This window comes from Burkholderia sp. SCN-KJ, assembly GCF_024656005.1.
Taxonomy (GTDB): Bacteria; Pseudomonadota; Gammaproteobacteria; order Burkholderiales; family Burkholderiaceae; genus Burkholderia.
On record NZ_JANKOG010000022.1, the window covers coordinates 75,615 to 101,239 of the forward strand.

Sequence of the window (25,625 nt, forward strand, 5' to 3'; positions counted from 1 at the left end):
GCGACGACGAGGCGTCGGCACCGTGTCGGGCCGCCGACTGCCGCCTTCGACGAGCGACCGCGCATGGTCGAATGACGACCCGTCATGACGGGCCGCTGGCGAATACGGAGCGCAGCATGAACGAACCTTACCTGCAGGTCATCGCCCATTTCTTCGCGAAACCCGGCAACGGCGACCGCGTGATCGAATTGCTCGCGGAACTCGCGCCGGCCACGCGTGCCGAGCCGAAGAACCTCGACTATGCGTACTTCCGCTCGCCGGTCGATCCCGACCACATCGTGATCCTCGAGCGTTACCGGGATGCCGACGGCCTCGACGTGCATCGGGAAACGCCGCATTTCCAGCGGCTCGGTGTCGGCGCGATCATTCCGTTGCTCGATCGCCGCGACGTGACGCAGTACATGGTGCAGCCGGACACCGGCACGGCGACGCCACCGGGAGGCATCCGATGAACCCGTTTCAATTCCGTACCGTGCCGACGCAGATCGTCGAATTCGGCGCCGCGCGCCGGCTCGGCGCGCTGTTGCGCGAACGCTTTCCGGCGCTCGCGCGGCTGTGCGTCGTCACCGACGCGTTCCTGCATCGCAGCGGCGTGCTCGCGCCCGCGCTGGAGAGCCTCGCCGCGCACGGCTGGCAGGTGACCGTGATCGACGACGTGATCGCCGATCCGCCCGAGCACGTCGTGCTCGAGGCGACCGCGCGGGCGGTGGCGGCCGATGCCGAGATCGTGCTCGGCCTCGGCGGCGGTTCGTCGATGGACGTCGCGAAGCTGATCGCGGTGCTCGCGCCTGGGCGGCAGGCGCTGGCCGACATGTACGGCGTCGACAAGGTTGCCACGTCCCGGCTGCCGCTCGTGCAGATGCCGACCACGGCCGGCACCGGCTCCGAAGTGACGGCCGTGTCGATCGTCACGGTCGGCGAGGCGCGCAAGATGGGCGTCGTGTCGCCGCAGCTGTTCGCGGACGTCGCGATCCTCGACGCCGAGCTGACGCTCGGGCTGCCGCGCGCGGCAACCGCCGCGACGGGCATCGACGCGATGGTGCACGCGATCGAAGCCTATACGTCGTCGCGGCTGAAGAATCCGGTGTCCGACATGCTGGCCGTGCACGCATTGACGCTGCTGTCGCGCAACCTGCTGAAGGCCTGCGACGACGGCAACGATCGCCGCGCGCGCGAAGCGATGCTGGTCGGCGCGATGTTCGCCGGCCAGGCATTCGCGAACGCGCCGGTCGCGGCCGTGCACGCGCTGGCCTATCCGGTCGGCGGCATGTTCCACGTGCCGCACGGGCTGTCGAACGCGCTCGTGCTGCCGCATGTGCTGCGCTTCAATGCGCCGGCTGCCGCGCCGCTGTATGCGGAACTCGCGGCGATCGTCGCGCCGTCGGCCGCGGGGAGCGACGAAGCGAGGACGCAGGCGCTGATCGACGAGATCGATCGCCTGATCGTCGCGACGGGCATTCCGCGCACGCTGCGCGAGGTCGGCATCGGCGAGGGCGACCTGCCGCGGATGGCGTCGGACGCGATGCTGCAGACGCGCCTGCTCGTGAACAATCCGCGCGAGGTGACGGAAGCCGACGCGCTGGCGATCTATCGGCAGGCGTGGTGATGCGGCGCGCGTGACTGCGTGGCGGCTGCACGGGCAACGACGCGACGGCGCCGGCAAACGCGTGGCCGCATGGAATCGAATCGGATCGAATCGACGGACGGGTTTCGAGGCGAGGCTCCGGTTATCCGGAAAGCAGACGGTACCGCTCGGGCGGCTGTGCGCGCTCAGGGTTTGCTTCTGTCCAAAAGCGCCGGAATCTCCTTCTTCAGCAGATCGACGACGACCCGCACGCGCGGCGGCAGCGGCCGTTGCGCCTGGACCAGCGCGTTGAGCGCGAATGCGGGGATCGTGTATTGCGGCAGGATCTCGACGAGCTTGCCGTGCGCGAGCGCATGGGCGCAGGCCGGCGCCTGCACGACGCCGATGCCGCCGCCGGCCAGGATCGTGTCGAACATCGGGCGCCAGTGGCTCGTCGTCATCACCGTCTGGATCCGCGCGTATTCGAGCGTCTTGTCTTCACTCTGCAGCGGCAACTGCTCGTTCGCGAAGATGCCCTTGACGCGGATGAACGGGTGGTTCGCCAGATCGGCCTTCGTGTCGATCGGGCCGTGGCGGTCGAGATAGGCGGGCGCGGCCACGAGCACGCGGTCGACCTGGCCGAGCGGATGCGCGACGAATCCGCCGTCGTCGAGCTGGCCGAGGCGGATCGAGATGTCGACGCCTTCCGTGACCGGATCGACGATGTTGTCGTTCAGCACCAGGTCGATGTGCAGTTGCGGATACGCGGTGCGGATATGCATCAGCGCCTGCGGAATCACGACTTCGCCGAAGCATTGCGGCGCGGCGAGCCGGATCGTGCCGCCGAGCGTGTTTTCCGTTTTCGATACCGAGGCGATCGACGCTTCGGCCGCTTCGAGCAGCGCCTTGCTGTGTTCGTAGAAAATGCGGCCTTCGTCGGTGCACGTGAGCGTACGCGCACTGCGCATCAGCAGACGTGTGCCGAGCCGTTTTTCGAGCTTTTCGATGCGCTCGCTGACGGCCGGTTGGCCCATGTCCAGATCCCGTGCCGCGCCCGACATCGTGCCGCGCTCGACGACCCTCACGTAGATGCGCATCGTCGCCAGCAAATCCATGAAATCAGGCCCCTTGTCCGGTTCGGGTGATGCCGAGCGGTGATGGTACCAAAGCAGGACCGGTACCGAAGGTGCGCGACGAGCCGATACTCGGTATCGGTACGAAGGCACGCGCCAGACAAAGGCCGTGAGATCATCGACGCCGTGAGCGAAAATCCGGCTCATGCGATCGACGGGAGCCGACATGACACAACGGGACGAAGCGGCGCGCACGCGCTGCGTCGCATGGCAGATCGCGCAGACCTGGCAGGCGGCCGAATGGTGCCGGCTCGCCGAGACGCGTGCGGGCATCGATCTGTCGGGAACGGTGGCGGGCGCGCTCGACGGCACGCCGTTTCGCTTCGACTATGCGATCGTATGCGGCGCCGACTGGCTGACGCGCTCGGTGCGCGTGACATACTGGCTCGGCGCCGCGCCGCCCCGGCAACTCGCGATCGAATGCGACGCGGGGCACTGGACGATCGACGGCGGCGCAGCGGCGGCCCTCGCGGGCGCGACCGACATCGATCTCGGCTTCAGTCCGTCGACCAATACGCTGCCGATCCGGCGTCTCGGGCTGGCGGTCGGCGCATCGGCCGTCATTCGTACCGCGTGGCTGCGTTTTCCGTCGTTCGAGATCGTGCGCGGCGAGCAGCGCTATGCGCGCACGGCGGAGCACGTGTACCGCTACGAGAGCGGCGCGTATGCGGCCGATATCGCGGTCGACGACGCGGGTCTCGTCACCGATTACGACGAATGGCGGCGGATCGGCGCGACGCGTGCGCCGTAACGCGTCGCGGCAGCGGTGCGTCAGCGCGCGTTGGCGACCGTCACCTTGCCGGGAATCAGCTTCAGCGTGCTGAACGCGTCGGCGATGCCCTGCTGGTACGCCAGCGTCGCATCGGTGACGGGCTGCACGCCGTAGCCGGCACGCTTGAGCGCGACTTCGAGCGTCGGCGCGTCGAGGCCGACGAGCGGCGACAGTTGCGCGGCGACTTCCGGAACATGGTCGCGCCCCCAGCGATCGACCGCGTCGACTTCCTCGAGCAGCGTGCGCAGCACCTGCGGCTGCGCGGCCGCATACTTGCGCGCGGCGAGGTAGTACTGCGTGTTGCGCACGAGCCCGTCGCCGTCCGCGACCACGCGTGCGCCGAGCTGCCGTTCGGCCGCGGCCAGGTACGGATCCCAGATCACCCACGCGTCGACGTTGCGCTGCACGAACGCGGCGCGCGCGTCGGCGGGCGTCAGGTAGATCGGCTGGATGTCGGCATACGTGAGGCCCGCATGCTCCAGCGCCTTCACGAGCAGGTAGTGGACGTTCGAACCCTTGTTGAACGCGACCTTCTTGCCGCGCAGCTGCGCGACGGTGCGGATCGGCGAATCGGGCAGCACGACGATCGCCTCGCCGTGCGGCGCGGGCGGTTCGTTGCCGATGTAGACGAAATCGACGCCCGCGGCCTGCGCGAAGATCGGCGGCGTTTCGCCGACCGTGCCGACGTCGATCGCGCCGGCGTTCAGCCCCTCGAGCAATTGCGGGCCGGCCGGGAATTCGAGCCACTGGACCGCCACGCCCTGGCTTGCGAGCCGCTTCTCGAGCGTGCCGCGCGCCTTGAGTATGACGAAGTTGCCGTATTTCTGGAAACCGATGCGCAGCCGCTTGTCGCTGCCCTGGGCCCGTGCAGGCATGCCCGCGAGCGGGCCGAGCGCGAACCCGGCCAGTCCAGCGGCCGCGCCGTGCAGCCACTGGCGGCGGCGCGGGTTGGCCGGGGTCGTTTCAAGATCTGCGTGCGGTAGGTCGTTCATCGAGGCGTCCTGCTGGCGGGTTCACGGGTCGCGCGGGCTGGCGGCGCGATCGGCACGGGACGCAGCCGGATGCGGTCGATGCGCGCGGCCGGCCGCGCCCGCGCCGGATGGACGACGATACGGCCGCGCGGGCCGGCGGCCAACCAATGAATCCGCATATGCAAATCAGCGGCCGGACGATACGTGAACGCAGGGGCGGCGGCGTGCCGCCGCGCTCAATCGGTGCCGAGCGGGCTTTCCTCGATCGCGTCGACACGGTCCGGATAGAACGCGAGGTGCGCGCGGATCGATTCGACGGCCGGGTTCGGATGCTCGTACGTCCACACCGCGTTGGTCGAGCGTTCGCCGCCGGCGGGAATCGAGTAGTACGCGCAATCGCCCTTGTACGGGCAGTACGTCGCATGGTCGGTGCGTTGCAGCAGCGCCATGTCGGCATCCTCGCGCGGAACGTACAGCACGGCCGGATAGCTGGCTTCGCGCAGCGCCAGCGCACGGCGCGTATCGGCGACGATCTTGCCGGCCACCTTGACCACGACGCGCGACGGGTGCGGTTCGATCGTGATCGGATGATCGGGGCCCGGCGACTTCACGGGACGAGAGGGCGTAGCGGGGTTGAGCGACATCGTGGGTCCTCCAGGAAGGGGCGGCGCGCCGGCAGGCACGCCGCGCCGGAACGCGTGCGCCGGGCGAGTCCTCGCGCACCGCTGCCGGCATTGACCAACCGATACGATGCGCCCATTCCGGAGAACCTGCAGGGGGCCGGAAGGATGGACCGCGAACGGCGTCGATGCACGACGCGGGGCGGGCCGCTGCAGCGGCATCCGCACGCATGTCCGCGGTGCTCGCGCGGACGTTTCCATGCGGCGGCAGCGGGATGCATCCGCGGCGATAAGCAACGCGGAATTAATTGGTAAGCGATCGGCGGGCGGCGCGCGAAGATCGGCGGTCGTCATTCGCATGACAGTCCTTCCCTGACCGCCACCATGAAGATTCCATTCGTTTCATCGGCCGCGCATCGTGCGCGGCAGACCTCCGTTGCCGTTGCAGTGCTGCGTGGCGTGGCCGCGTCGCTGCTGCTCGCCGGCACGGTCACGCACGCGTTCGCGGCGCCGGCCGGCAAGACGCTCGTCTACTGCGCCGAAGGCAGTCCGGCCGGCTTCGATCCGGGCCAGCACACGACCAGCACCGATTTCGACGCGAGCACGTACACGGTCTACAACGGGCTCGTGCAGTTCAAGCGCGGCACGCTCGATCTCGTGCCGTCGCTCGCGACGAGCTGGGACGTGTCGTCCGACCAGCGCGTCTACACGTTCCTCCTGCGGCGCGGCGTGAAGTTCCAGACGACCGCGTGGTTCAAGCCGACGCGTCCGTTCCAGGCGGACGACGTCGTGTTCACGTTCCGCCGGATGCTTGATCCCGACGATCCGTTCCGCAAGGCCTATCCGGTCAGTTTCCCGTACTTCAGCGACCTCGGGTTCGACCGCAACATCGAGCGCATCGAAAAGCTCGACGACGATACGGTGCGCTTCGTGCTGAAGCAGCCCGACGTCGTGTTCGTGCGCAATCTCGCGATGGCGTTCGCGTCGATCCTGTCGGCCGAATATGCGTCGCAGTTGACGGCACGCCATCGCGAAGCCGACATCAACCAGTTCCCGGTCGGCACCGGGCCGTTCCAGCTGCGCGCGTACCAGAAGGACGCCGTGATCCGCTACGACGCGAATCCCGACTACTGGAAGCCGGACGACGTGAAGCTCGCGCATCTCGTGTTCGCGATCACGCCCGATCCGGCCGCACGCCTGCAGAAGCTCACGGCCGGCGAGTGCCAGGTGTCGGTGTTCCCGCGGCCGGCCGATCTCGAGACGGTGCGGCGCGATCCGAAGCTGACGCTGTTTTCGGGGACGGGCTTCAACGTCGGCTTCGTCGCGTACAACACGCAGCATGCGCCGCTCGATCGCGTCGACGTGCGGCGCGCGCTCGACATCGCGATCGACAAGACGGCGATCATCAAGACCGTGTTCAACGGCGACGCGACGATCGCGACGAACCCGATGCCGCCCGCGCAATGGTCGTACAACCCGCGCCTGAAGGATGCGCCGCGCGATCCGGCCGCCGCGAAGGCGCTGCTCGCGCAGGCGGGGTTCCCGAACGGCTTCGACCTGACGCTGTGGGCGATGCCGGTGCAGCGCCCGTACAACCCGAACGCGCAGCTGATGGCGCAACTGATCCAGCAGGACTGGGCGAAGATCGGCGTGCGCGCGAAGATCGTCAGCTACGAGTGGGGCGAATACAACCGCCGCGCGAAACGCGACGGGCAGCACGACGCGATCCTGTACGGCTGGTCGGGCGACAACGGCGACCCCGACAACTGGCTCGGCACGCTGCTCGGCTGCGAGGCGGTGCACGGCAGCAATCTCGCGAAATGGTGCAACGCGGATTTCGAGCGGCTCGTCAGCGCGGCGCGCACGAACTCGGACGTCGCGAAACGCACGTCGCTCTACGAGCAGGCACAGGTCGTCTTCAAGGATCAGGTGCCGTTCACGCCGATCGCGACGTCGATCGTGTCGCTGCCGATCTCGAAGCGCGTGCACGGGCTGACGTTCTCGCCGCTCGGCGGGCACCGGTTCGACGGCGTGTGGCTGGATTGAGGCAAGGAAGCCGGCGCGGGTGCGCCGGCTGTCGACACGGCGGTCAGTTCAGCGCGACCGCGGCCGCTGCCTCGACCGGCGAGCCTTCGAGCGCGACGGACGCCCGGCCGTCGGGGCCGACCGGCACGTCGCCGATGAGCGTCGTGCGGTAGAGCTGGCGATCGAAGTCGAGATCGAAGATGTCGACGGGCGCGAGATGCGCGGTCGCGCGGTTGTCCCAGAACGCGATGCTGCGCGGCTCCCACTTGAAGCGGATCGTGAATTCCGGCCGCGTCACGTGTTCCCACAGCAGTTCGAGCAGGGCCTGGCTCTCGCGCGGCGTCAGCCCGACGATCGACTTCAGGAAACTCGGGCTCACGTACAGCGCGCGTTCGCCAGTCTCCGGATGCACGCGCACCAGCGGATGCTCGGTCACGAGCGGGCGGCGCTCGACGGCTTCGTCGAATGCGCCGGTCGCGCGCGCACCGGGCGGCGGCGTGAAGCGATGGATGCCGCGCAAGCCGTCGACGAAGTCGCGCAGCGGTGCGGACAGCGTTTCATAGGCGCGCACGAGGTTGGTCCAGTGCGTGTCGCCGCCGTACGGCGGAATCGTCACGCCGCGCAGGATCGACGCCCACGGCGGATTGACGGCGGCCGTCACGTCGGTGTGCCAGCCCGTCCACGGCCGGCGTACCGGCTCGCCTTCGAAACGCGTCGCCTTGCGATGCTTCGCGATCGAATAGACGGCCGGATGACCGTCGACGTGGCCGAACACCGGGTGGCCGACGGTCGGCTCGCCGAACTGCGCGGAGAACGCGACATGCTGCTCGTGCGTGAGGAACTGCTCGCGGAAGAAGATCACGCGCCATTTCAGCAGCGCGGCGCGAATCGCGGCGATCTGCGGCGTGGTCAGCGGCTGGGTGAGGTCGATGCCGCGGATCTCCGCGCCGATGTGGGCGGACAGCGGGATCACGTCGACCGGCTGGGCGGCGGGTACGGGTAGGGCGCTCATGCGACGCTCCTGGCGGAAGTGAACGGGGCGGACGGACGGCGACATCGTTGCGCATGCAAGCGTCGGCCCGGTGGCGGGAAGGTCATGGTCGGATCCTCCGGTCGGGAAGGCGGGAATGCAGGGTGGCGCCGGCACGGCGGCGGCTTCCACCGCCACCGTGCGGCGAACGTCATTGCAGCGTCGCGCCCGGCCCCTTCAGCACGACGCTGCGGCGGCCGTCGATACCGACCGGAACGTCGCCGTGCACGGTCGCGCGACGCACGACGCGGCGCGCATCGCCGTAGTCGTTGATCGCGTAGTGCTGCGTCGCGCGGTTGTCCCAGATCGCGACGTCGCCTTGCTGCCAGTTCCAGCGCACGGTGTTCTCGAGGCGCGTCACGTGTTCGTGCAGCACCTGCAGCAGATGGGCGGAATCCTGCGACGACAGCCCCTTGATCTTCTGCATGAAGTGTCCGAGCACGAGCGTGCGCTCGCCGGTCTCCGGATGCACGCGCACGACCGGATGTTCGGTTTCGTAGACGGTCGACGTGAACACTTCGCGGTAGCGCTTCAGTTGCGTGTCGTCGGCATGCACGTGCGTCGACGCGTAGTCGTACGCGTTCGTGTGCACCGCCCACAGCGTGTCGGCGAGCGCGCGCAGCGACTCGGGAAGATGCGTGTATGCGGCCGCCGTGTTGGCCCACACGGTGTCGCCGCCGAACGGCGGAATCACGACCGCGCGCAGGATCGACACCTTCGGGTACGCGTCGACGAACGTCACGTCGGTATGCCACGAATTGGCGCGCGCGCCGTGCGCGGAATCGAGTTCGAGCAGGTGCGCGCTGCCGTCGACGGAGGGCACGGTCGGGTGGGCGACCGTCTCGCCGAAGCGGCGCGCGAAGGCTTCCTGCGCGGTGTCGTCGAGATGGCCCTGGTTGCGGAAGAACAGCACCTTGTGGCGCAGCAGCGCGGCCTGGATCGCGTCGAACGTCGCATCGTCGAGCGTGCCCGACAGCCGGACACCGGCGATTTCGGCGCCGATCCGGCCGGCGACCTGGCGAAGCTGAAGCGGGACGGCGGCCGTGCGCGGCGCGGCGGCGTGCGAAGCATGCGATGACGGGTGAGCGGCGTGCTGGACTTCGGACATCGGGAGTCTCCTGGGTCGGGTCGGTCGAGTCTCCATTCAAGCAGGGACCGCGCGGAACCGGAACCGATGAATCGTCACAACCTTAGCGCGCGCCGTGATGATCGATATGTGTCGGCATGCTGAGCGTTTCGGGCACGGCATCGGGCCCGCCGCGTGAGCGCATCACCACGCGAGCCGCCATTCGCCGATCCGGTGCGTATCGAGCGCCTCGTCACGGTTTGCCCGGCTGCCGCTGCCGCCGTTGCCGGGCGGTTCGAGATCGTCGAAATCGGCGAGCACCGCGTCGCGCAGCCGCGCGAATTCCGGCGAGTCGCGCCGGCGCGGCCGCGGCAACGCGACGTCGAGGATGCGCTCGATGCGCCCCGGGCGCGGCGCCATCGTGACGACGCGATCGCCGAGATACACGGCTTCGTCGACGTCGTGCGTGACCAGCACCATCGTGATGCGTTCCTGTTCCCAGATGCGCAGCAGTTCGTTCTGCATCCGCGCGCGCGTCTGTGCATCGAGTGCGCCGAACGGTTCGTCGAGCAGCAGCACGCGCGGGCGATTCACGAGGCCGCGCGCGATCGCGACGCGTTGCGCCATGCCGCCCGACAGCTGGTTCGGGTACGCATGCTCGAAGCCGTTCAGCCCGACGAGCGCGATGTGCTCGGCTACCGCGCGCCGTTTGGCCGGTGCGTCGAGCGGCGCATTGCGCAGTGCGGCCTCGACGTTCTGCGCAACCGTCAGCCACGGGAACAGCCGGTGATCCTGGAACACGATCCCGCGCTGCAGCGACGTGTCGCGCACCGTTTCGTCGCCGGCGCGGATTTCGCCCGCGTAGTCGGTATCGAGCCCGGCGATCAGGCGCAGCAATGTCGATTTGCCGCAGCCGCTCGCGCCGACGATCGTGACGAACTCGCCGGCACGCACGTGCAGCGACACGTCGTCGAGCACGGCGAGCGACGCGCCGCGTTGCGCATAGCGTTTGCTCACGTGGAGGATATCGAGCGAATCGGAAGCGAGAGTCGTCATGGCGGAAAGGGAAGCAACGGGAAGGAAGAGGGCGATCAGCGGCGCCGCTCGCCGCGCCGGGCCAGCACCTTGCGCTCGATCGCACGCGCGAGCGCGTTCAGCGCCCAGCCGGTCACGCCGACGACGATGATCCCGAACAGCACGAGATCCATCCGGAACTGCTCGCTGCCGTCGATCAGCGTGTTGCCGATCCCGGCGCCCGCGACGAGCAGGTACTCGGCGCCGAGCGTCGCGAGCCACGAGTAGATGAGGCCGAGATACAGCCCGGTGAAGATCGACGGCAGCGCAGCGGGCAGGATCACGTGGCGCACCAGCTGAAGCCGCGAATAACGCAGCGCGCGGGCCACGTCGACGTACGTGCGCGGCACCGCATGAATGCCGTCGCACGTATGCGCGGCGACCGGCAGCAGCGCGGCGAGCGACAGGAACACGACCTTGGCGACGTCGCCGAGGCCGAACCAGACGGAAATCAGCGGAATCCACGCGAACAGCGAGATCTGCTTGAACGTGTCGAAGCTCGGGCCGACCATGCGCGCGGCGACGCGCGACAGCCCGAGCGCGGTGCCGAGCAGCAGGCCGCCGGTCGCGCCGATCGCGAAGCCGCACGCTTCGCGCGCGAGCGATGCCGACAATGCACGCGCGAGCGCGCCGCTGGTCGTCTGGGTCCACGCGGTGTGCAGCACGTCGGCCGGGCCGACCAGCAGCCCGCTCTTGACGAGGTGCGCGGACGAGACGGCCCACCAGAGCGCGAGCGTGGCAAGCGGCAGGACGAAACCGCGCCAGTCGGGCACGGGAAAGCGACGGGCGATCCTGGCGGCGGGCGCTGGGGCGTCCGATGCGGACGTGGCGTCAAGCTGCATGGGAAGAGAATCCTTGAATCGGGTTCAACCGCGGAATGCGGACGGCACGCCGCGGCGCAGCCGTGCTTCGAGCGCGTCGAGCAGCCGGTTGATCGCGAGGCCGACCGTGCCGACCACGATCACCGCCGCCATCACGAGATCGAGCTGGAACAGCTGGCGCCCATACACGATCAGGTAGCCGAGCCCTTCCGACGACGCGACGAGTTCGACGACGACGAGCGCGAGCCACGATTTCGTGAATGCGAGCCGCACGCCGGTCGCGAGCGTCGGGATCGCGGCCGGCAGCACGACGTGGACGATGCGCTGGCGGCGCGTATAGCCGAACACGCGCGCGGCTTCGTCGAGCGCGGGCGGCGCCTGGCGGAACCCCTGCAGCGTGCTCATCGTCACGGGGACGAGCGCTGCATGCGCGATCAGCAGGTACTTCAGCGGCTCGCCGACGCCGACGAGCAGCAGCAGGAACGGCAGCCAGCCGAGCACGGGAATCTGCACGAGCGCGTTGAAGCCGGGCAGCACGTAGGCTTCGAGCGTGCGCGACAGGCCGAGCGCCGCGCCGGTCGCGAAGCCGAGCAGCGTGCCGGCCGCGAAGCCGACCAGCACGCGCTGCAGGCTGATCAGCGTGTGGCGCGCGAGATCGCCGCTGGCCGCGAGCTCGGCGAGCGAGTCGGCGACGTGCGCGGGCGGCGGCAGGATCTGCGGTGCGATCCAGCCGCGCGCGCTGCCGACGGTCCACAACACGAACAGCAGCGCGGGCAGCGCCCACGGCGCGAGCAGCCACGCCACGCGCTTCACGGCCGCCGCGCGGGACGGCGCGGCGCGCGCGTGCGAATCGGACGACGGAATCGGGATCGCGGTGTCGCTCATCGGGCGGGTCCGGGTCAGGAGAGGGGCTTGCCGGCCGCGTCGTAGCGCGGCCAGTAGTGCTCGAGGTGCTGCGCGCGCAACGCGTTGTCGAGGTACTTCGGCTCGAACCAGCCGTCGACGTCGACCGGCTGGCGGATCAGTTTCAGCTTCAGCGCGTCCTGCGCGACGGCCTTGTAGCGCGCGACGAGGAACGGATCGATCAGCGGCGACAGGCGGTCCTTCAGGCGCTGGTTCGCGTAGTCGGCCTGCCACGACGTATACGGCACGCCGCTTTTTTCCCACAGCCTGAACAGCGCATCGCGGTTCGCTTCGTCGGACGACCATTGCGCACCCTTGACCAGCGCGTTGACGACGCGTTGCACGATGTCCGGATGCGCGCGCTCGAAGTCGTCGAGCACGAGCAGGTGGGTCTGCCGCGTGTACTGCGGGCCGTCGTTCTGCGATTCGTAGATGATTTTCGCGAGGCCCGCGTCGCGCAGCTTGTACAGCTGATAGTCGCCCACCGACGCGTCGATGCCCTTCGACGCGAGCGCGGCGAGCGAACTCGCGGAGTCGAGGTTGATCACGCGCAGGTCGCGTTCGCCGAGGCCGTTCTTCGCGAGCGCGTTGTCGGCGACGAGCTGCAGGTTCGTGCCGCGGAAGATCGACACGCGGCGGTCCTTCAGGTCGGTGATCGAGCGGATGCCGGAGTCGGGCGGCACCGCGATCTTCACGCCCGAGCGCACGCTCGCGGCGAGCAGCAGGCGCGTCCTGATGCCGTTCGAGCGCGCGAGCACGGCCGGCAGGTCGCCCTGGTAGGCGAAGTCGAGCGCCTTGTTGGCGATCGCCTCGTTGACGGCCGGGCCCGCGCCCTTGAAGAACAGCCACTGCACCTTGATGCCGTCGGCCGCGAATTCCTTTTCGACGAGTTGCTGCAACTGCGCGGTGGCCGCGCTCGACCCGCCGAAGGTCGGCGGATCGCCGGTGCCCTGCTGGGCGACGCCGATGCGGATCGTGGCGGGCTTGTCGGCGTGCGCGGCGGCAGCGGGCAACGCGACGAGGGACGCGATCAGCAGCGATCGCAGCAGGCGCAGTGGAGACGGGAATCGGTCGATCATGGTGCGTCGGATGGTGAGGAGTCGAAATCGGGCCGGCGGGTGTCGAACCATTCTGGAGGACGCCTCCGGCGCGGGACAAGCAACGATTTGAACTATGCTTATCGCCGCGTTTCGGGTTGGCAAATCACGCGCGGCGCCGATTGGAAATGGCGAGACGGGCGAGCTCGGCGTGCGGATCGCGCTCGCCGAGCGGCGGCGAATCGAGCGTCGGTGACAGCGGCGCCAATCCGGATCGGGCAATGCGATCGGATGCGCAAAATTTTCCGGATCATGCCGGCGCGTACGAAAAAGATGCCGGGAAACGCACGCGGGAGTTCGTTTCAAGTTCGGGCAGGTAAATCACGTGGCATATCGGAAAACTGAATAAAAATCATCGAATTGCAACGGCGTCGGCAACGATGCCTCCCGGTGTTGACATTCTTACTGCACGCCGCACCGGGCTTGCTGCATCATGCTGAAAAGCGGCAAATGGCATGCGCGAATTTCATCGCTGAAGGGCGCCGGCCCATAAATGCACTCCGACGCTAAATAATTTGAAATCGCCAAAAAAATTGTCTATACCCTAGACGAATCAGTGAGAATTGCATTGTGCCAATGCAGCTATGTAACAAGCGCGCAAGTAGCGGCGGATTCCGTGCCGACCATCGCGCGTTGCAGCGATCGAATGGATTCCGGGGGATGCGCATGGCCCGACGACAGGGCTGCCGCATGAGTCATGAATGGGCGAAAACGCCGTGCGTGCCACCGAAGCAGCGCCGCTTCTTTTCACTCAACGGTCGATCACCGACCCCGTCACACGGAGGTTGTCATGCTGCAATACGTCAAGACCTTGCTGCGCGATGAACGCGGCGTCAGCTCGCTCGAGTACGCGGTTCTGGCCGGCATCGTCGTGGTCGCACTGGCGGCGGTCGGGGTGATCCTCAGCAGCTCGTCCGGCGGCTTGCCGGCCGTGTTCACCGCGCTGATCAACAAGGTCACGGCGTTGATCTGATCTCCTGAACCCGCGCGCCGCCGACGAACACACGGATCCGCAGCGGTACGACGTATCCAGCCGGGGCGCGCCGACGGACGGCTCTCCGATGCTCTTTCTCGTACAGTCGGCGGCGACGCTCGTGCTGGTGTCGCTCGCGACGCAGGATGTGCGCGCGCGGCGCCTGTCCAATCGCGCGGTGCTGGCGTTCGCGATGCTGTATTTCGTCGCGGCGGCACTCGCGCGCGAAGGGCTCGCGCACCTCGCCGGTCACGTGGCGACCGCCGCGGCGATGCTGCTGCTGTTCGCCGGCCTGCGTCACGCGGGCTGGATCGCCGGCGGCGACGTGAAGCTCGCGGCGGCGGTATTCCTGTGGGCCGGCCCGGCGCTCGCGTTCCCGGTGTTGACGCTCGTCGGTGCGAGCGGCGCCGCGTGCGGCCTCGCCGCGCTCGCGGCCGTCGCATGGCAGCGTCGCGCCGCGCCGGCGCGGACGATCGCGACGCGCGGCGTGCCGTACGGGATCGCGCTCGCGCTCGGCGGGGCGCTGGCCGTCTGGGCGCCGTTCCCTCACGCGGTTTCGCTTGCCTAGACCGGGGACGCACGCCGCCATGCCCAAACCCCTGAGAATGACCGTGCTGATCATCGCTGCCGCGATCGGCGCGTTCATCCTGCGCCAGCTGTATGTCGCCGCGTCGACGCCGCCGGTGCCCGGCGAAGCGGCCGAGGTGCGCGTGCGCGTCGCGGCGGCGGACCTGCCCGAAGGGCTGCTGCTGCGCGACAACGATCTCGCGTGGAAGCGCATGCCGCGCACGCAGGTGCCGGCCGGTGCGTTCGTCGAGTCGCAACCGGGCGCGGACCTGAAAGGCGCGCTGCTGCGCAACCGTGTCGACGCCGGCGCGCCGATCCGGGCGGACAACGTGATTCCGGGCGCCGCGCCGGATTTTCTCGCGGCCGCGCTGCAGCCCGGCATGCGCGCGATCTCGGTGCCGGTCGACGACGTGTCGGGCAACGCGGGGCTGATCCAGCCGGGCGACTTCGTCGACGTGGTGCTCACGCAGGAGATCGGCGGCTCCGCGACGACGCCCGGCACGTTCGAAGCGGAGACGGTCGTGCGGCGCGCGCGCGTGCTCGCGGTCGGCTCGGAATTCCAGCGTACCAAGACGCCTGCGAGTGCGCCGGACGTGCCGGCCCGCGCGCGCACGGTCACGCTCGAGGTCGCGCCGCGCACCGCGCAGGTCGTGCTGGTCGCGACGCGCCTCGGCTCGCTGTCGCTGTCGCTGCGCAGTTTCGCGACGAGCGATCGCCGGCAGGCGGCGGGCGGCGACGAAGCGGAGCCCGATACGCCGCCGGTGTGGGCCGGCGACGTGTCGCGCGCGGCGCGCCGCGCGCAGCTGGCGCCGCCCGCGAGAACGGACGCCGGCACGCGGCCGGCGCCGCAGGGCAATACGGTCGTGATCTATCGCGGCTCGTCGGTCGACGACGGGTCGCACGGCAGCGGCAGCGGCACCGGCACGCCGGGCCTGCCGCCGCTGCCGTCGGGCTGGTTGGGCACGCTGGTTGCGCCGGCGGCGCCCGCGGCGCCCCCGGGCGGCAATGTCGCCGCGGATGCGACGGCGCAGGCGCCACGGATCGTGGCGCCGCAGTGAGCAGTGACGATTCGGGCCGGCCGCCCGGCGGCCGGCATTTGACGGGAACACGCATGGTGCGCATGGTTCGTTGGATCGCTTTCTGGTGCCTGGCCTGCATCGTCGCGCCGGGCGTCGCACTCGCGCAGCGCGCGAGCGCGGCGGACGCCGGCGCGGCGTTGTCGATCGCGACCGGCAAGGGCGAGATGCTGTCGCTGTCCGAACCCGCGACCGCGATGTTCGTCGCGGACCCGAGCATCGCGGACATCCAGGTGCCGTCGCCGCGCACCGTGTTCGTGTTCGGCAAGAAGGCCGGCACCACCACGCTGATCGCACTCGGCGCGAACCATCGGCCGATCCTGCGCCGCACGGTGATCGTGCAGGTCGACACCGCGTCGCTGCAGGCGGTGCTCGACAGCCGCTTTCCGCAATTGAAGCTGTCGGTGTCCGGCGCGCCGGGCTCGCTGATGGTGTCGGGCAAGGTGCCGAGCGCGGCCGACGCGGACGCCGTGATGCAGTCGCTCGCGCCTTACATCAACGACAAGGAAAAGATCGTCAACCGGCTCACGCTATCGCGCCCGATCCAGGTGAACCTGCGCGTGCGCGTGACCGAGGTGAGCCGCAACGTCACGCAGCAGCTCGGCATCAACTGGAGCTCGCTCGGCTCGGCCGGCAACTTCTTCGGCGGATTGCTCAGCGGCCGCACGCTGTTCGATCCGACGACCAAGGTGTTCAACCTGTCGCCGACCGGTGCGTATTCGGTGCTCGGCGGCTTCCGCGCGGGGCGCTGGTCGATCGACGTCGTGCTCGACGCGCTCGATCAGGAAGGCCTGATCACGATGCTCGCGGAGCCGAATCTCACCGCGATGTCCGGCCAGACCGCGAGCTTTCTCGCGGGCGGCGAAATTCCGATTCCGGTCGCGCAGGCCGGCAACACAGGCGCGATCACGGTCGAGTTCAAGCCGTTCGGCGTGTCGCTCGACTTCACGCCGACCGTGCTCGCCGACAATCGGATCAGCCTGAAGGTGCGCCCGGAGGTGAGCGAGGTCGATTCGAACAACAGCGTGACGACCGGCAGCGTCAGGGTGCCGGGGCTCTCGGTGCGGCGCGTCGAGACGACGGTCGAGCTGTCGAGCGGGCAGAGCTTCGCGATCGGCGGGCTGCTGCAGAGCCAGACGGCGGATACCGTGGCGCAGGTGCCGGGGCTCGGCCGGCTGCCGATCATCGGCCGGCTGTTTTCGTCGAAGAACTTCCAGGACAACAAGACCGAGGTCGTCGTGATCGTGACGCCGTACATCGTGCAGCCGACCGGCCCCGGCCAGCTCGAGCAGGCGCTCGACACCGTCGCGCGGCCGAGCAGCGATCTCGAGTTCGCGATCCAGCGCAATCTCGGGCTCGACCTGCTGACGGGCGACACGCCGCGCCTCGTCGGCGCCGCGGGCTTCGTGTACTGACCGGAGGAGCGCGCATGCGAGTTCGAACCATCGTCGCCGCCTTGCCGCCACTGGTGCTTGCGGGCTGCTTCTCGGCGCCGCCGCCGCTCAACCTGCCCGATGCGCGCGCGATCGGCTTCGACGGCGTGCACGCGGTGCCGCCCGACTGCGCGAAGCTGATGCAGCCGTCGCATCTCGTCGATGCGGGGTTCGGGCGGCCCGGCGTGCCGTTCGGCTGCGCGACCTACACGAATCTCGCGACGATGCTCGCGCGGCCGGAAGACCTGGTCGCGCCCGTGCCGTACGGCGGCGCCGATGCGCAAGTCGCCGCCGACGCGGTGCGCCGCTACGTCGAGGATCGCGTGAAGCAGCCGGTTCCGGACAAGACACTGACGACGACCGGCTCGCCCGGCCACTGACCCGCTCCCGATGCCCATCGCGATGCCGCCCATGAACGTCCTCGATCGCCAGAATGCCAAGCGCGCCGCCGCAGCCGGTGCGGCGGATCTCATCGCGGTCGTGTCCGATGCCGGCAGCGAAGACGTGATCCGCCGCGTCGCCCAGGACCTGTCGATCACGCGCGCCCACGTGCAGCCGGGCAACTGCGACGACGCGATCCGGCTGCTGCAGCAGCACGAGCGCTCGCCGCGCCAGTTGATCGTCGACGTGTCGGATTCGGTGCTGCCGGTGTCCGACCTGATGCGGCTCGCCGACGTGTGCGATCCGTCCGTGAGGGTGGTCGCGATCGGCACGCAGAACGACGTCGGGCTGTTCCGCAACCTGCTCGGCATCGGTGTGCAGGACTACATCGTGAAGCCGCTGACCGTCGAGTTGATGCGGCGCGCGCTGACCGCGACGGAATCGGTCGTGCAGGTGCGCACCGGCAAGATCGTCAGCTTCGTCGGCGCGCGCGGCGGCGTCGGCACGACGACGGTCGCGGTGAGTCTCGCGCGCTGCCTGGCGGGCGAGAAGCGCCGCCGCGTGGCATACGTCGACCTGAACCTGCACGGCGGCGGCGCGAACTCGATGCTCGGGCTGTCGAGCAACAACGGACTGATCGAACTGCTGAACATGGAACAGCGTCCCGACGACGCGTTGTTCGACCGCATGTTCGTCACGAAGGGCGACCGCCTGCACGTGCTCTCGGCCGAACTGGCGTATGGCGACGACGCGCCGCTGCGCGACGATGCGATCGCGTCGCTCGTCGAGATGCTGAAGGACCGCTTCCATTACGTGCTGTTCGACGTGGGCAACCGCGCCGGCAAACTGTTCGAGGATGCGCTGACGGTGTCCGATCTCGTCTATATCGTCGCGGATCGCTCGGTGCATGCCGCGTACGAAGCCGCCCGGCTTGCGCGCTTCGTGAGGGAGCTGCCCGGCGAGCGGCTGCTGTCGATGATGCTGAACAACCCGCTCGAGCCGGTCAAGGGGCGCGTCGCGCAGGCCGACTTCGAGGACGCATTCGGCGGCGTGCGGCTGCGCGAGCTGCCGCACGAGCCGCAGACGCTCGCGGTCGCCGAGAACCTCGGCGAGCCGATCGAAGGCACGAAACGCCGCGGCTTCCTGGACGAGATCCGACTGCTCGCGAACGGCATCACCGGCGAATCGATGGCCGTCGCGCAGCCGTGGTACGCGCGCTTCGTGAAATGGAGGAAAGGATCGTGACGTTCGGTACCCGCAAACGGCCGACGCCTGCGCCCGGGCCGGCGGCTACTCCTGCCGCGCCGCGCGACGACGCGACGACACCGGTCCCGACAGCGAGCCAGGCGCCCGCGTCCGCGCGCGGGCTTGCGGTGGCCGATACCCACGAGGCGCTGATTCGTTCCGGCAAGTTCGACGCGATTCGCACCGCGGTGTTCTCGTCGATGAACATGTCGGCGGCGCTGATGAAGACGCGCGACGAAGTGCGCGCGGGCATCGAGCAGGTGGCCGCGCACACGGTCGAGCGCGAGCGCCTGAAGATCACGGCGGGCGAGCAGGTGCTGATCGTCGACGCGATCCTGAACGACATGTTCGGCGTCGGGCCGATCGAGCCGCTGCTCGCCGACGACACCGTCTCCGACATCCTCGTGAACGGCCCCGACCAGGTGTACGTCGAGCGCGCGGGCCGGCTCGAACTCACGCCGCTGAAGTTTCGCGACAACGCGCACGTGACGAGCGTCGCGCAGCGGATCGCGGCGGCGGTCGGGCGCCGCGTCGACGAGAGCAGCCCGATGGTCGACGCGCGTCTTGCCGACGGCAGCCGCGTGAACGTGGTCCTGCCGCCGATCGCGATGCGCGGCGCGTCGATCTCGATCCGCAAGTTCGCGAAGCGCGACATCACGCTCGCGCGGATGGCGCATCAGGGCAACATCTCGCACGGGATGCTGCAGGTGCTGAAGATCGCGTGCGCGTGCCGGCTGAACATCGTGATCTCCGGCGGCACCGGGTCGGGCAAGACGACGCTGCTCAACGCGCTGTCGCAACACATCGAGGAGCACGAACGGATCGTGACGATCGAGGATGCGGCCGAGCTGCAACTGCTGCAGCCGCACGTGGTCAGTCTCGAAACGCGGCCGGAGAATACGGAAGGCCTCGGCGGGATCTCGCAGCGCGACCTCGTGCGCAACGCGCTGCGGATGCGGCCCGACCGCATCATCCTCGGCGAAATCCGCGGCGCGGAAGCGTTCGACGTGCTGCAGGCGATGAATACCGGGCACGACGGCTCGATGACGACGATCCATGCGAACTCGCCGCGCGACGCGATCAGCCGGCTCGAAAGCATGGTGATGATGGCGAACGCGAACCTGCAGCTGCTGTCGATCCGGCGCCAGATCGCGAGCGCCGTGCACCTGTTCGTGCAGGTCGAGCGGATGCGCGACGGCGTGCGCCGCGTGACCCGGATCACCGAGATCGTCGGAATGGAAGGCGAGGTGGTGATCACGCAGGACCTGTTCGCGTTCCGCCAGGAAGGCGACACCACGCGGGACGTGGTGAAAGGCGTGTTCGAGGCGTCGTCGCTGCGGCCGGCGTTCGCGCCGCGCGCCGCGTACTACGGCGTCGAGGACGCGCTCTCCGAGGTCTTCCGGCAATGAGCACCGCGGACCTGCTCGCGCTCGGCGCCTTCGTCGTGATCCTCGCGGCGGGCCTCGCGCTGTCCGCGTGGCTGGACCGTGCGCGCCACACGCCGGAGCAGCGCATTCGCGAGCGGATGCGGCACCTTGCGCCGTCGCTGGCGGGCCGGGAAGCCGGTGCGGCCGCTGCACCCGGCATCGCGCTGTTCAACCTGCCGCGGCGGCAAAGCCGCGCGCGCGCGTGGCTGCAGCGCTACGTGACGCGCGTGCGGGCGGTTGGCGGCGAACGCGGGATGCGGATCGTCGTCGCCGGCACGATCGCCGGCGCGATTGCCGCGATCGTGGTGGTGCAACTCGTCGCGTTGCCGCACGCGCTCCATCCGCTGATCTACGTCGGGCTGCCGCTGGTGGCGATGCGCGCCAGCTATCGCGCGCTGGTCGAGCGGTTCCGGCTGCGTTTTCTCGAAGCGTTCCCGGACGCGATCGACCTGATCGTGCGGGCGGTGCGCGCGGGCATTCCGGTCACGCAGGCGATCAGCACGGTGGGCGACAGCGCGGCGGAGCCGGTGCGCTCGACCTTTCGCTCGATGGGTGACAGCCTGCGCGTCGGCGCGGATCTGAAGGACGTGCTGACGCACGCGGCAGACCGGCTGATGATCGCGGATTTCTCGTTCTTCACCGTCTACCTGCTGCTGCAGCGCGAGACCGGCGGCAGCCTCGGCGAGACGCTCGACGAGCTGTCGAGCATCATCCGCACGCGCCGCGACATCCGCCTGAAAACGCGCGCGCTGACCGCCGAGGGGCGGATCACGACGAAGATCATTTCGGCGGTGCCGTTCGTGATGATCGGCGCGCTGTTCCTCGTGAACCGCGCGTACGTGATGCTGCTGTTCGACACGCATGCCGGACGCGTGATGCTGACGATCGCCGCGGTGCTGCTGACGATCGGACTGCTGACGATTCACAAGATTTCGAAACTGGATACCGCGCGATGACGATGTCGATGCTGGCCGCCCGCGGCCTCGAATTGTTGCTGTTGCTCGCGTGCGTCGCGGCGGCGCTCGCGACGCCCGGCGGCGGCACGCGCCGGCGGATCGCGGAGCGCGTGCAGCAGGCGGCCGGGCAACGTCCGCTGTCGCTGGTGGCGGGGCGGCTGCAGCCGGGCGAGGTGCGTCAGGACCTGACGCGGCGGCTCGCGCAACTTGGCGAGCGGTTGCCCGTGCTCGACCCGATGCAGCGAGTGAAGCTCGCGCTGCAGCTGACGCGCGCGGGCTTTCGCGAGCGGCGTGCGGTGTCCTCGATGATCGGCATCAAGCTGAGCTGCGGCGTGCTGCTCGCGGGCGTCGCGATCGTGTTCAGCCCGTACATTCCGCGCTTCGGCGAATACGTCGTGATCCGGGCGCTGGCGATGATCGCCGCGTTCGTGATCGGCGTGATCGTGCCGGAATACGTGCTCGGCGCAATGATCCGGCGGCGCCGGCGGATCATCGCCGCATGCTTTCCGGACGCCCTCGACCTGCTCGTGATCTGCACGATGGCCGGCAACAGCCTCGTATCGGGCGTGCGGCGCGTCGCGCGCGAACTCGAGCGCATCTGCCCGCCGCTCGCCGACGAGCTGACGGTATGCGCGGACGAGCTGACGCTGAGCGGCAACGTATCCGAAGCGCTCACGCATTTCGCGACGCGCGTCGACTTTGCGTCGGCGCGCTCGCTTGCCACGACGCTCACGCAATCGCAGCGCTTCGGCACGCCGATCACGCAGGCGCTGCGAACGCTGTCGCGCAGCGAGCGCACCGAGCAGATCGTCGCGCTCGAGGAGCAGGCCGCGAAGCTCGCGCCGAAGATCACGCTGCCGATGATGCTGTTCATCCTGCCGACGGTCGGCCTGATCGCGGCGGGCCCGGCGGCGATTCGCCTGCTCGAGGTATTCAAATGACACGATCCGTGATCCGTGCGTTCGCATTCGCGGCGGTGTTGCCGGTGCTGGCCGGCGGCTGCGCGCCCGGCATCCAGACGCGGCCGGCGCTGTCGCACAAGAGCGACGACCCGCAGGCCGAACTGCGCATTGCCGACAGCGCGCTCGCCGGCGGCAACGTCGATCTCGCGTCGACGCTGTACGAGAAGGTGCTCGCCCGGCATCCCGATTCGCTCCCGGCGCGCCTCGGGCTGGGCGACGTCAGCTACCGCGCGGGCGATCTGGAGCGCGCGCGGATTCTCTACGAGCAGGCACGACAGCAGGCACCCGCGGAACCCGGGCCACAGGTCGGGCTCGCGCGCGTCGCGTTGCGGCAGCGCCGGCTCGACGAGGCCGCCCAGCGCTACCGCGAGCTGCTGGCCGCGCAGCCGAACCTGCCGCTCGCGGCGGAAGGGCTCGGCACGGTGCTCGACCTGCAGGGCCGCCACGAAGACGCGCAGGCCGTGTACCGCGATGCGCTGCGCGCGCATCCGGATGCGCAGGGCTTGCGCGTCGACCTCGGGCTGTCGCTCGTGCTGAGCAACCGGCCGCGCGAAGGCGTGAACGTGCTGCTCGACGTGGCCGGGCTGCCCGATGCGCCGTGGCAGGCGCGCCAGAACCTCGCGTTCGCGTATGGCGTGCTCGGCAACACCGATTCGGCGAAGAAGCTGCTGTCGGCGGATCTGCCCGCATCGGCGGTGGCCGACAATCTGCGCGTCTACGAGGCAGTGCGCGCGCAACTCGCGTCGCGCCCGGCGCCCGCCACCGCGCGACCGTCGACGGGGGCCGCGCTCGAGCCGCACGCGCTGCCGCCCGCCGCGGGGGCGGCAAGATGACACGCCAGGCGATGGGCGCCCGCCACGCGCGCGGCGTCGTATCCCTCGAGTTCGTGCTGATGCTGCCGTTCCTGCTGATGGTGCTGATCGGCATCATCGACACGAGCCTGCTGCTGTGCGACAAGGCCGTCATCACGAACGCGAGCCGCGAGGCCGCGCGCGCGGGCGTCGTGCTGCGCGTGCCGATGCTGACCCCGACACAGATCGCCAACGTCGCATCGACCTACACGCAGAACAGCCTCATCACCGGCGGCACCGCGACGACGCCGACCATCACCGTGACGCAGGCGAACGGCACGACGGCCGGCACCGCGCTGACGGTCACGGTGACCTACACGTATTCGGGGCTGGTGCTGGGGTCGGCCTTCAGCGCGCTGACCGGCCCGGTGACGATCTCGGCCAGCTCGGTGATGTTCTATGAATGACGCAGCCGGCACGCCGTGCATCGGCGCCACGCGCGAGCGCGGCTCCGTCGCGCTGTTCTTCCTGCTGTTCCTGATTCCGCTGCTGTCGTTCGGCGCACTGGCGATCGACATCGCGTGGGTGGCCACGGTGCGCAACCAGTTGCAGAACGCCGCCGACGCGGCCGCGCTCGCGGCGGCCGACGCGATGATGTCGCCCACGGGCGGCGCGCTGAACTGGTCGCAGGCCGCGCCGGCGGCGAACGGCGTGATCGCGCAGAATGCGGCGGCAGGCGCGCCGCTCGCGACCGGCACGGTGACGACCGGGTACTGGAACGTGACGCGCAACCCCGCATCGATGCAGCCGACGACCATCACGCCCGGCCAATACGACGTGCCGGCGGTCCAGGTGACCGTGTCGCGCGCGCCGGGCGTGAACGGCGGCTCGATTCCGCTGCTGCTCGGCGGGCTGCTCGGCATTCCGGGCGCGTCCGGCAGCGCGACCGCGATCGCGGTGCTCGCCGCGCCGGGCGGCGTGGCGGCGGGCGGGCTCTTTCCGATCGCGATCGACCAGTGCGTGTACAACCAGTACTGGAACACGCTGACCAACCAGCCGCTGATCAATCCGCTGACCAACCAGCCGTACGAATTCTCGATCACGAACGGCCAGACCTACGGCGCGCTGTGCATGGGCGGCCAGTGGACGTCGTTCCAGTCGACCGCGACCGACACGACGACGATGGGCGGCCTGATGGTGACCGGCAACCCGACGACGCTCAATATCGGCGACAGCATCTATCTCGCGACCGGCGTGAAGGCGACGCTCTACACGTCGGTGCCGGTCGGCACGACGGTCGTGCTGCCGGTCGTCACGCAGACGGCGAGCAGCACCTACGTGCCGATCGTCGCGTTCGCGGCGTTCCGTATCGACGTGTCGCTCGGCGGCACGTACAAGTACATCCAGGGGCACTTCGTCGCCGGCGTGAAGCTGACCGGTGTCGCGACGGGCGTCGGGCCGTACTACGGCGTGTACGTGCCGCCGCGGCTCGCGTTGTGAGCATCGTGCCGCGCGCGGCGCAGCAGCACGAGCAGCGCGAAGAGCGTCACGGCCGGGCCGATCTGCGGCAGCAGCAGCCACGGGTTCAGGTATTCGACGACCGGCAGCGCCCACATCAGCGCGATCGCGGCCTGTTCGCCACGCAGCCAGCGGTTGCGCCAGCCGATCGACAGCATGCAGGCGATCGCGATGGCGAGCCACGCAAGTTCGTAGTGCCACACGTACGGGTTCGCCACGAGCGTCGCGACCGCCAGCACGGCGGCGCGCACGCGGGTATCGCGCGATTGCGTCCATGCGATGCACGCGGCGGCGATCGCGATTGCCGCAATACACGCTTGCGCGGCATAGGCGGCGCCGAGCGGCACGCCCGCAAGCCGGAACGCCGCGAACGGCGTCGGCGACGCGAGCCAGAACACGACACCGTGTTCGAGGACGATCGATCGCGCGAGTCCGGTGCTCGCGACGAACAGGCGCAGCGACTCGATGCCGCAAATCAGGACGCTCAGCGCGACGAACGTGCCGGTGGCGAGCGCGGCCCATGCGATCGTGCGCCATGCGCGCACGGCGACCAGCACGAACGGGAACAGCAGCGCCATCTGCGGCTTGACCGACAGCAGGCCGATGCAGAGGCCCGCCCAGATCGGCCGCCGTTCGGCCCAGTGGACGGCCAGCGCCGCGCACGACGCGGTCAGGAACGCGTTCTGCCCGAGCGTCGCGGTGACGAACACGCAAGGCGCGGCGGCCAGCGCGAGCGGGGCGATGCGCGATGCGCCCGGAATCGTGCCGAGACGCGACACGCGCCACGCGACGAGGCCGAGCACGACGACGCCGATCGCGACGAACACCGGATAACCGAGCGCGAAGGGCAGTAGCGCCAGCGGGGTCACGAGCAGCAGATAGGTGGGCGGGTACAGCCACGGGGCGAAGACGTCGCGGCGAAGGTGCGTGAACAGCCCGGTCGTCAGCCGCGAGAAGGTGGAGAAGTCGTACGCCTGCGCCGGCGAGCCGTGCAGCATCACGTACGAGGCCGACCAGAACACCGAGAAGTCGGCACCGGGGCGTGCCCCGATGCTTCCGGCCCCGTGACGAACGACGGTCGTCCAGATCGCGACGAACAGTGCGTCGAGCACGAGCATCAGCACGCTGTACACGACGACGCGCCGCAGCGTGAGCCACGCGCGCACGGGCGGCTCCGCCGAGCGCATCGATTCGCGGGGAATGTCCAATTGCGGCGGTCC

General features: G+C 69.4%; 26 protein-coding genes. 16 read left to right on the top strand and 10 right to left on the bottom strand.

Annotation, left to right across the window (positions count from 1 at the left end; genetic code table 11):
• Positions 1-116 precede the first annotated feature (116 nt).
• Both NQV17_RS29175 and NQV17_RS29180 read left to right on the top strand, forming a co-directional pair.
• Positions 117-452: a putative quinol monooxygenase gene (locus NQV17_RS29175; protein ID WP_257774920.1), complete on the top strand. Its 336-nt coding sequence runs from the start codon at positions 117-119 to the stop codon at positions 450-452.
• Complete coding sequence (locus tag NQV17_RS29180) at positions 449-1,606, top strand: iron-containing alcohol dehydrogenase (RefSeq protein ID WP_124668452.1); 1,158 nt, start codon at positions 449-451, stop codon at positions 1,604-1,606. The genes NQV17_RS29175 and NQV17_RS29180 overlap by 4 nt, the downstream gene beginning before the upstream one ends.
• A gap of 164 nt (positions 1,607-1,770) precedes the next feature.
• Here NQV17_RS29180 and NQV17_RS29185 read toward each other — a convergent pair whose 3' ends face one another.
• The gene (locus tag NQV17_RS29185) at positions 1,771-2,679 is read right to left on the bottom strand and encodes a LysR family transcriptional regulator (protein ID WP_257774921.1); all 909 of its coding nucleotides are present in this window, start codon (positions 2,677-2,679) and stop codon (positions 1,771-1,773) included.
• Positions 2,680-2,863: 184 nt separating this feature from the next.
• On the opposite strand from NQV17_RS29185, the gene NQV17_RS29190 reads away from it, so the two are divergent.
• Complete coding sequence (locus NQV17_RS29190) at positions 2,864-3,448, top strand: putative glycolipid-binding domain-containing protein (RefSeq protein ID WP_257774922.1); 585 nt, start codon at positions 2,864-2,866, stop codon at positions 3,446-3,448.
• Positions 3,449-3,468: 20 nt separating this feature from the next.
• Here NQV17_RS29190 and NQV17_RS29195 read toward each other — a convergent pair whose 3' ends face one another.
• On the bottom strand, positions 3,469-4,461 hold the full coding sequence (locus NQV17_RS29195; protein WP_257774923.1) for a sulfonate ABC transporter substrate-binding protein: 993 nt from the start codon (positions 4,459-4,461) through the stop codon (positions 3,469-3,471).
• A gap of 215 nt (positions 4,462-4,676) precedes the next feature.
• Positions 4,677-5,084 carry a DUF427 domain-containing protein gene (locus NQV17_RS29200; protein ID WP_257774924.1) on the bottom strand — a complete coding sequence of 136 codons (408 nt, stop codon included), beginning with the start codon at positions 5,082-5,084 and terminating at the stop codon, positions 4,677-4,679.
• Positions 5,085-5,444: 360 nt separating this feature from the next.
• Here NQV17_RS29200 and NQV17_RS29205 point away from each other — a divergent pair, with 360 nt between their 5' ends.
• Positions 5,445-7,106, top strand: coding sequence for an ABC transporter substrate-binding protein (locus NQV17_RS29205; RefSeq protein ID WP_257774925.1), 1,662 nt, complete (start codon positions 5,445-5,447; stop codon positions 7,104-7,106).
• Between the two features lie 43 nt (positions 7,107-7,149).
• On the opposite strand, the gene NQV17_RS29210 is transcribed toward NQV17_RS29205, so the two are convergent.
• From NQV17_RS29210 to NQV17_RS29235, 6 genes are all read right to left on the bottom strand, one after another.
• On the bottom strand, positions 7,150-8,097 hold the full coding sequence (locus NQV17_RS29210) for a TauD/TfdA family dioxygenase (RefSeq protein WP_257774926.1): 948 nt from the start codon (positions 8,095-8,097) through the stop codon (positions 7,150-7,152).
• Positions 8,098-8,266: 169 nt separating this feature from the next.
• Positions 8,267-9,223: a TauD/TfdA family dioxygenase gene (locus tag NQV17_RS29215; RefSeq protein ID WP_257774927.1), complete on the bottom strand. Its 957-nt coding sequence runs from the start codon at positions 9,221-9,223 to the stop codon at positions 8,267-8,269.
• Between the two features lie 162 nt (positions 9,224-9,385).
• Positions 9,386-10,237 carry an ABC transporter ATP-binding protein gene (locus NQV17_RS29220; RefSeq protein WP_257774928.1) on the bottom strand — a complete coding sequence of 284 codons (852 nt, stop codon included), beginning with the start codon at positions 10,235-10,237 and terminating at the stop codon, positions 9,386-9,388.
• 35 nt (positions 10,238-10,272) lie between these two features.
• Entirely contained in the window at positions 10,273-11,097 is an 825-nt protein-coding gene (locus tag NQV17_RS29225; protein ID WP_257774929.1) for an ABC transporter permease, read from the bottom strand.
• 24 nt (positions 11,098-11,121) lie between these two features.
• Positions 11,122-11,961: an ABC transporter permease gene (locus NQV17_RS29230; RefSeq protein WP_257774930.1), complete on the bottom strand. Its 840-nt coding sequence runs from the start codon at positions 11,959-11,961 to the stop codon at positions 11,122-11,124.
• Between the two features lie 14 nt (positions 11,962-11,975).
• The gene (locus NQV17_RS29235; RefSeq protein ID WP_257774931.1) at positions 11,976-13,058 is read right to left on the bottom strand and encodes an ABC transporter substrate-binding protein; all 1,083 of its coding nucleotides are present in this window, start codon (positions 13,056-13,058) and stop codon (positions 11,976-11,978) included.
• An 808-nt stretch (positions 13,059-13,866) separates the two neighbouring features.
• On the opposite strand from NQV17_RS29235, the gene NQV17_RS29240 reads away from it, so the two are divergent.
• From NQV17_RS29240 to NQV17_RS29295, 12 genes are all read left to right on the top strand, one after another.
• Positions 13,867-14,049, top strand: coding sequence for a Flp family type IVb pilin (locus NQV17_RS29240; protein WP_257774932.1), 183 nt, complete (start codon positions 13,867-13,869; stop codon positions 14,047-14,049).
• 88 nt (positions 14,050-14,137) lie between these two features.
• On the top strand, positions 14,138-14,617 hold the full coding sequence (locus NQV17_RS29245; protein WP_257774933.1) for a prepilin peptidase: 480 nt from the start codon (positions 14,138-14,140) through the stop codon (positions 14,615-14,617).
• A 19-nt stretch (positions 14,618-14,636) separates the two neighbouring features.
• Positions 14,637-15,674: a Flp pilus assembly protein CpaB gene (gene cpaB, locus NQV17_RS29250; RefSeq protein WP_257774934.1), complete on the top strand. Its 1,038-nt coding sequence runs from the start codon at positions 14,637-14,639 to the stop codon at positions 15,672-15,674.
• Between the two features lie 53 nt (positions 15,675-15,727).
• Entirely contained in the window at positions 15,728-17,107 is a 1,380-nt protein-coding gene (locus NQV17_RS29255; protein ID WP_257774935.1) for a type II and III secretion system protein family protein, read from the top strand.
• A gap of 14 nt (positions 17,108-17,121) precedes the next feature.
• Positions 17,122-17,505, top strand: a complete 384-nt coding sequence (locus NQV17_RS29260; protein ID WP_257774936.1) for a CpaD family pilus assembly lipoprotein — start codon at positions 17,122-17,124, stop codon at positions 17,503-17,505.
• A 22-nt stretch (positions 17,506-17,527) separates the two neighbouring features.
• Complete coding sequence (locus tag NQV17_RS29265; protein ID WP_257774937.1) at positions 17,528-18,751, top strand: AAA family ATPase; 1,224 nt, start codon at positions 17,528-17,530, stop codon at positions 18,749-18,751.
• Positions 18,748-20,160: a CpaF family protein gene (locus tag NQV17_RS29270; RefSeq protein ID WP_257774938.1), complete on the top strand. Its 1,413-nt coding sequence runs from the start codon at positions 18,748-18,750 to the stop codon at positions 20,158-20,160. The genes NQV17_RS29265 and NQV17_RS29270 overlap by 4 nt, the downstream gene beginning before the upstream one ends.
• The gene (locus NQV17_RS29275) at positions 20,157-21,134 is read left to right on the top strand and encodes a type II secretion system F family protein (RefSeq protein WP_124488401.1); all 978 of its coding nucleotides are present in this window, start codon (positions 20,157-20,159) and stop codon (positions 21,132-21,134) included. Before NQV17_RS29270 ends, NQV17_RS29275 begins: the two co-directional genes overlap by 4 nt.
• Positions 21,131-22,075: a type II secretion system F family protein gene (locus NQV17_RS29280; protein ID WP_257774939.1), complete on the top strand. Its 945-nt coding sequence runs from the start codon at positions 21,131-21,133 to the stop codon at positions 22,073-22,075. The genes NQV17_RS29275 and NQV17_RS29280 overlap by 4 nt, the downstream gene beginning before the upstream one ends.
• The gene (locus NQV17_RS29285) at positions 22,072-22,929 is read left to right on the top strand and encodes a lipopolysaccharide assembly protein LapB (protein ID WP_257774940.1); all 858 of its coding nucleotides are present in this window, start codon (positions 22,072-22,074) and stop codon (positions 22,927-22,929) included. The genes NQV17_RS29280 and NQV17_RS29285 overlap by 4 nt, the downstream gene beginning before the upstream one ends.
• On the top strand, positions 22,926-23,354 hold the full coding sequence (locus NQV17_RS29290) for a TadE/TadG family type IV pilus assembly protein (RefSeq protein ID WP_257774941.1): 429 nt from the start codon (positions 22,926-22,928) through the stop codon (positions 23,352-23,354). The genes NQV17_RS29285 and NQV17_RS29290 overlap by 4 nt, the downstream gene beginning before the upstream one ends.
• On the top strand, positions 23,347-24,387 hold the full coding sequence (locus NQV17_RS29295; RefSeq protein ID WP_257774942.1) for a TadG family pilus assembly protein: 1,041 nt from the start codon (positions 23,347-23,349) through the stop codon (positions 24,385-24,387). Before NQV17_RS29290 ends, NQV17_RS29295 begins: the two co-directional genes overlap by 8 nt.
• On the opposite strand, the gene NQV17_RS29300 is transcribed toward NQV17_RS29295, so the two are convergent.
• Positions 24,351-25,613 carry a glycosyltransferase family 87 protein gene (locus NQV17_RS29300; RefSeq protein ID WP_257774943.1) on the bottom strand — a complete coding sequence of 421 codons (1,263 nt, stop codon included), beginning with the start codon at positions 25,611-25,613 and terminating at the stop codon, positions 24,351-24,353. The genes NQV17_RS29295 and NQV17_RS29300 overlap by 37 nt on opposite strands.
• Between the last annotated feature and the right edge of the window lie 12 nt (positions 25,614-25,625).

Excerpts from the sequence above, each read along its gene's own strand:
- NQV17_RS29175 (WP_257774920.1), top strand. The coding sequence starts at position 117 with ATGAACGAACCTTACCTGCAGGTCATCGCCCATTTCTTCGCGAAACCC.
- NQV17_RS29180 (WP_124668452.1), top strand. The coding sequence starts at position 449 with ATGAACCCGTTTCAATTCCGTACCGTGCCGACGCAGATCGTCGAATTC.
- NQV17_RS29185 (WP_257774921.1), bottom strand. The coding sequence starts at position 2,679 with ATGGATTTGCTGGCGACGATGCGCATCTACGTGAGGGTCGTCGAGCGC.
- NQV17_RS29190 (WP_257774922.1), top strand. The coding sequence starts at position 2,864 with ATGACACAACGGGACGAAGCGGCGCGCACGCGCTGCGTCGCATGGCAG.
- NQV17_RS29195 (WP_257774923.1), bottom strand. The coding sequence starts at position 4,461 with ATGAACGACCTACCGCACGCAGATCTTGAAACGACCCCGGCCAACCCG.
- NQV17_RS29200 (WP_257774924.1), bottom strand. The coding sequence starts at position 5,084 with ATGTCGCTCAACCCCGCTACGCCCTCTCGTCCCGTGAAGTCGCCGGGC.
- NQV17_RS29205 (WP_257774925.1), top strand. The coding sequence starts at position 5,445 with ATGAAGATTCCATTCGTTTCATCGGCCGCGCATCGTGCGCGGCAGACC.
- NQV17_RS29210 (WP_257774926.1), bottom strand. The coding sequence starts at position 8,097 with ATGAGCGCCCTACCCGTACCCGCCGCCCAGCCGGTCGACGTGATCCCG.
- NQV17_RS29215 (WP_257774927.1), bottom strand. The coding sequence starts at position 9,223 with ATGTCCGAAGTCCAGCACGCCGCTCACCCGTCATCGCATGCTTCGCAC.
- NQV17_RS29220 (WP_257774928.1), bottom strand. The coding sequence starts at position 10,237 with ATGACGACTCTCGCTTCCGATTCGCTCGATATCCTCCACGTGAGCAAA.
- NQV17_RS29225 (WP_257774929.1), bottom strand. The coding sequence starts at position 11,097 with ATGCAGCTTGACGCCACGTCCGCATCGGACGCCCCAGCGCCCGCCGCC.
- NQV17_RS29230 (WP_257774930.1), bottom strand. The coding sequence starts at position 11,961 with ATGAGCGACACCGCGATCCCGATTCCGTCGTCCGATTCGCACGCGCGC.
- NQV17_RS29235 (WP_257774931.1), bottom strand. The coding sequence starts at position 13,058 with ATGATCGACCGATTCCCGTCTCCACTGCGCCTGCTGCGATCGCTGCTG.
- NQV17_RS29240 (WP_257774932.1), top strand. The coding sequence starts at position 13,867 with ATGCTGCAATACGTCAAGACCTTGCTGCGCGATGAACGCGGCGTCAGC.
- NQV17_RS29245 (WP_257774933.1), top strand. The coding sequence starts at position 14,138 with ATGCTCTTTCTCGTACAGTCGGCGGCGACGCTCGTGCTGGTGTCGCTC.
- cpaB (WP_257774934.1), top strand. The coding sequence starts at position 14,637 with ATGCCCAAACCCCTGAGAATGACCGTGCTGATCATCGCTGCCGCGATC.
- NQV17_RS29255 (WP_257774935.1), top strand. The coding sequence starts at position 15,728 with ATGGTGCGCATGGTTCGTTGGATCGCTTTCTGGTGCCTGGCCTGCATC.
- NQV17_RS29260 (WP_257774936.1), top strand. The coding sequence starts at position 17,122 with ATGCGAGTTCGAACCATCGTCGCCGCCTTGCCGCCACTGGTGCTTGCG.
- NQV17_RS29265 (WP_257774937.1), top strand. The coding sequence starts at position 17,528 with ATGCCGCCCATGAACGTCCTCGATCGCCAGAATGCCAAGCGCGCCGCC.
- NQV17_RS29275 (WP_124488401.1), top strand. The coding sequence starts at position 20,157 with ATGAGCACCGCGGACCTGCTCGCGCTCGGCGCCTTCGTCGTGATCCTC.
- NQV17_RS29280 (WP_257774939.1), top strand. The coding sequence starts at position 21,131 with ATGACGATGTCGATGCTGGCCGCCCGCGGCCTCGAATTGTTGCTGTTG.
- NQV17_RS29285 (WP_257774940.1), top strand. The coding sequence starts at position 22,072 with ATGACACGATCCGTGATCCGTGCGTTCGCATTCGCGGCGGTGTTGCCG.
- NQV17_RS29290 (WP_257774941.1), top strand. The coding sequence starts at position 22,926 with ATGACACGCCAGGCGATGGGCGCCCGCCACGCGCGCGGCGTCGTATCC.
- NQV17_RS29295 (WP_257774942.1), top strand. The coding sequence starts at position 23,347 with ATGAATGACGCAGCCGGCACGCCGTGCATCGGCGCCACGCGCGAGCGC.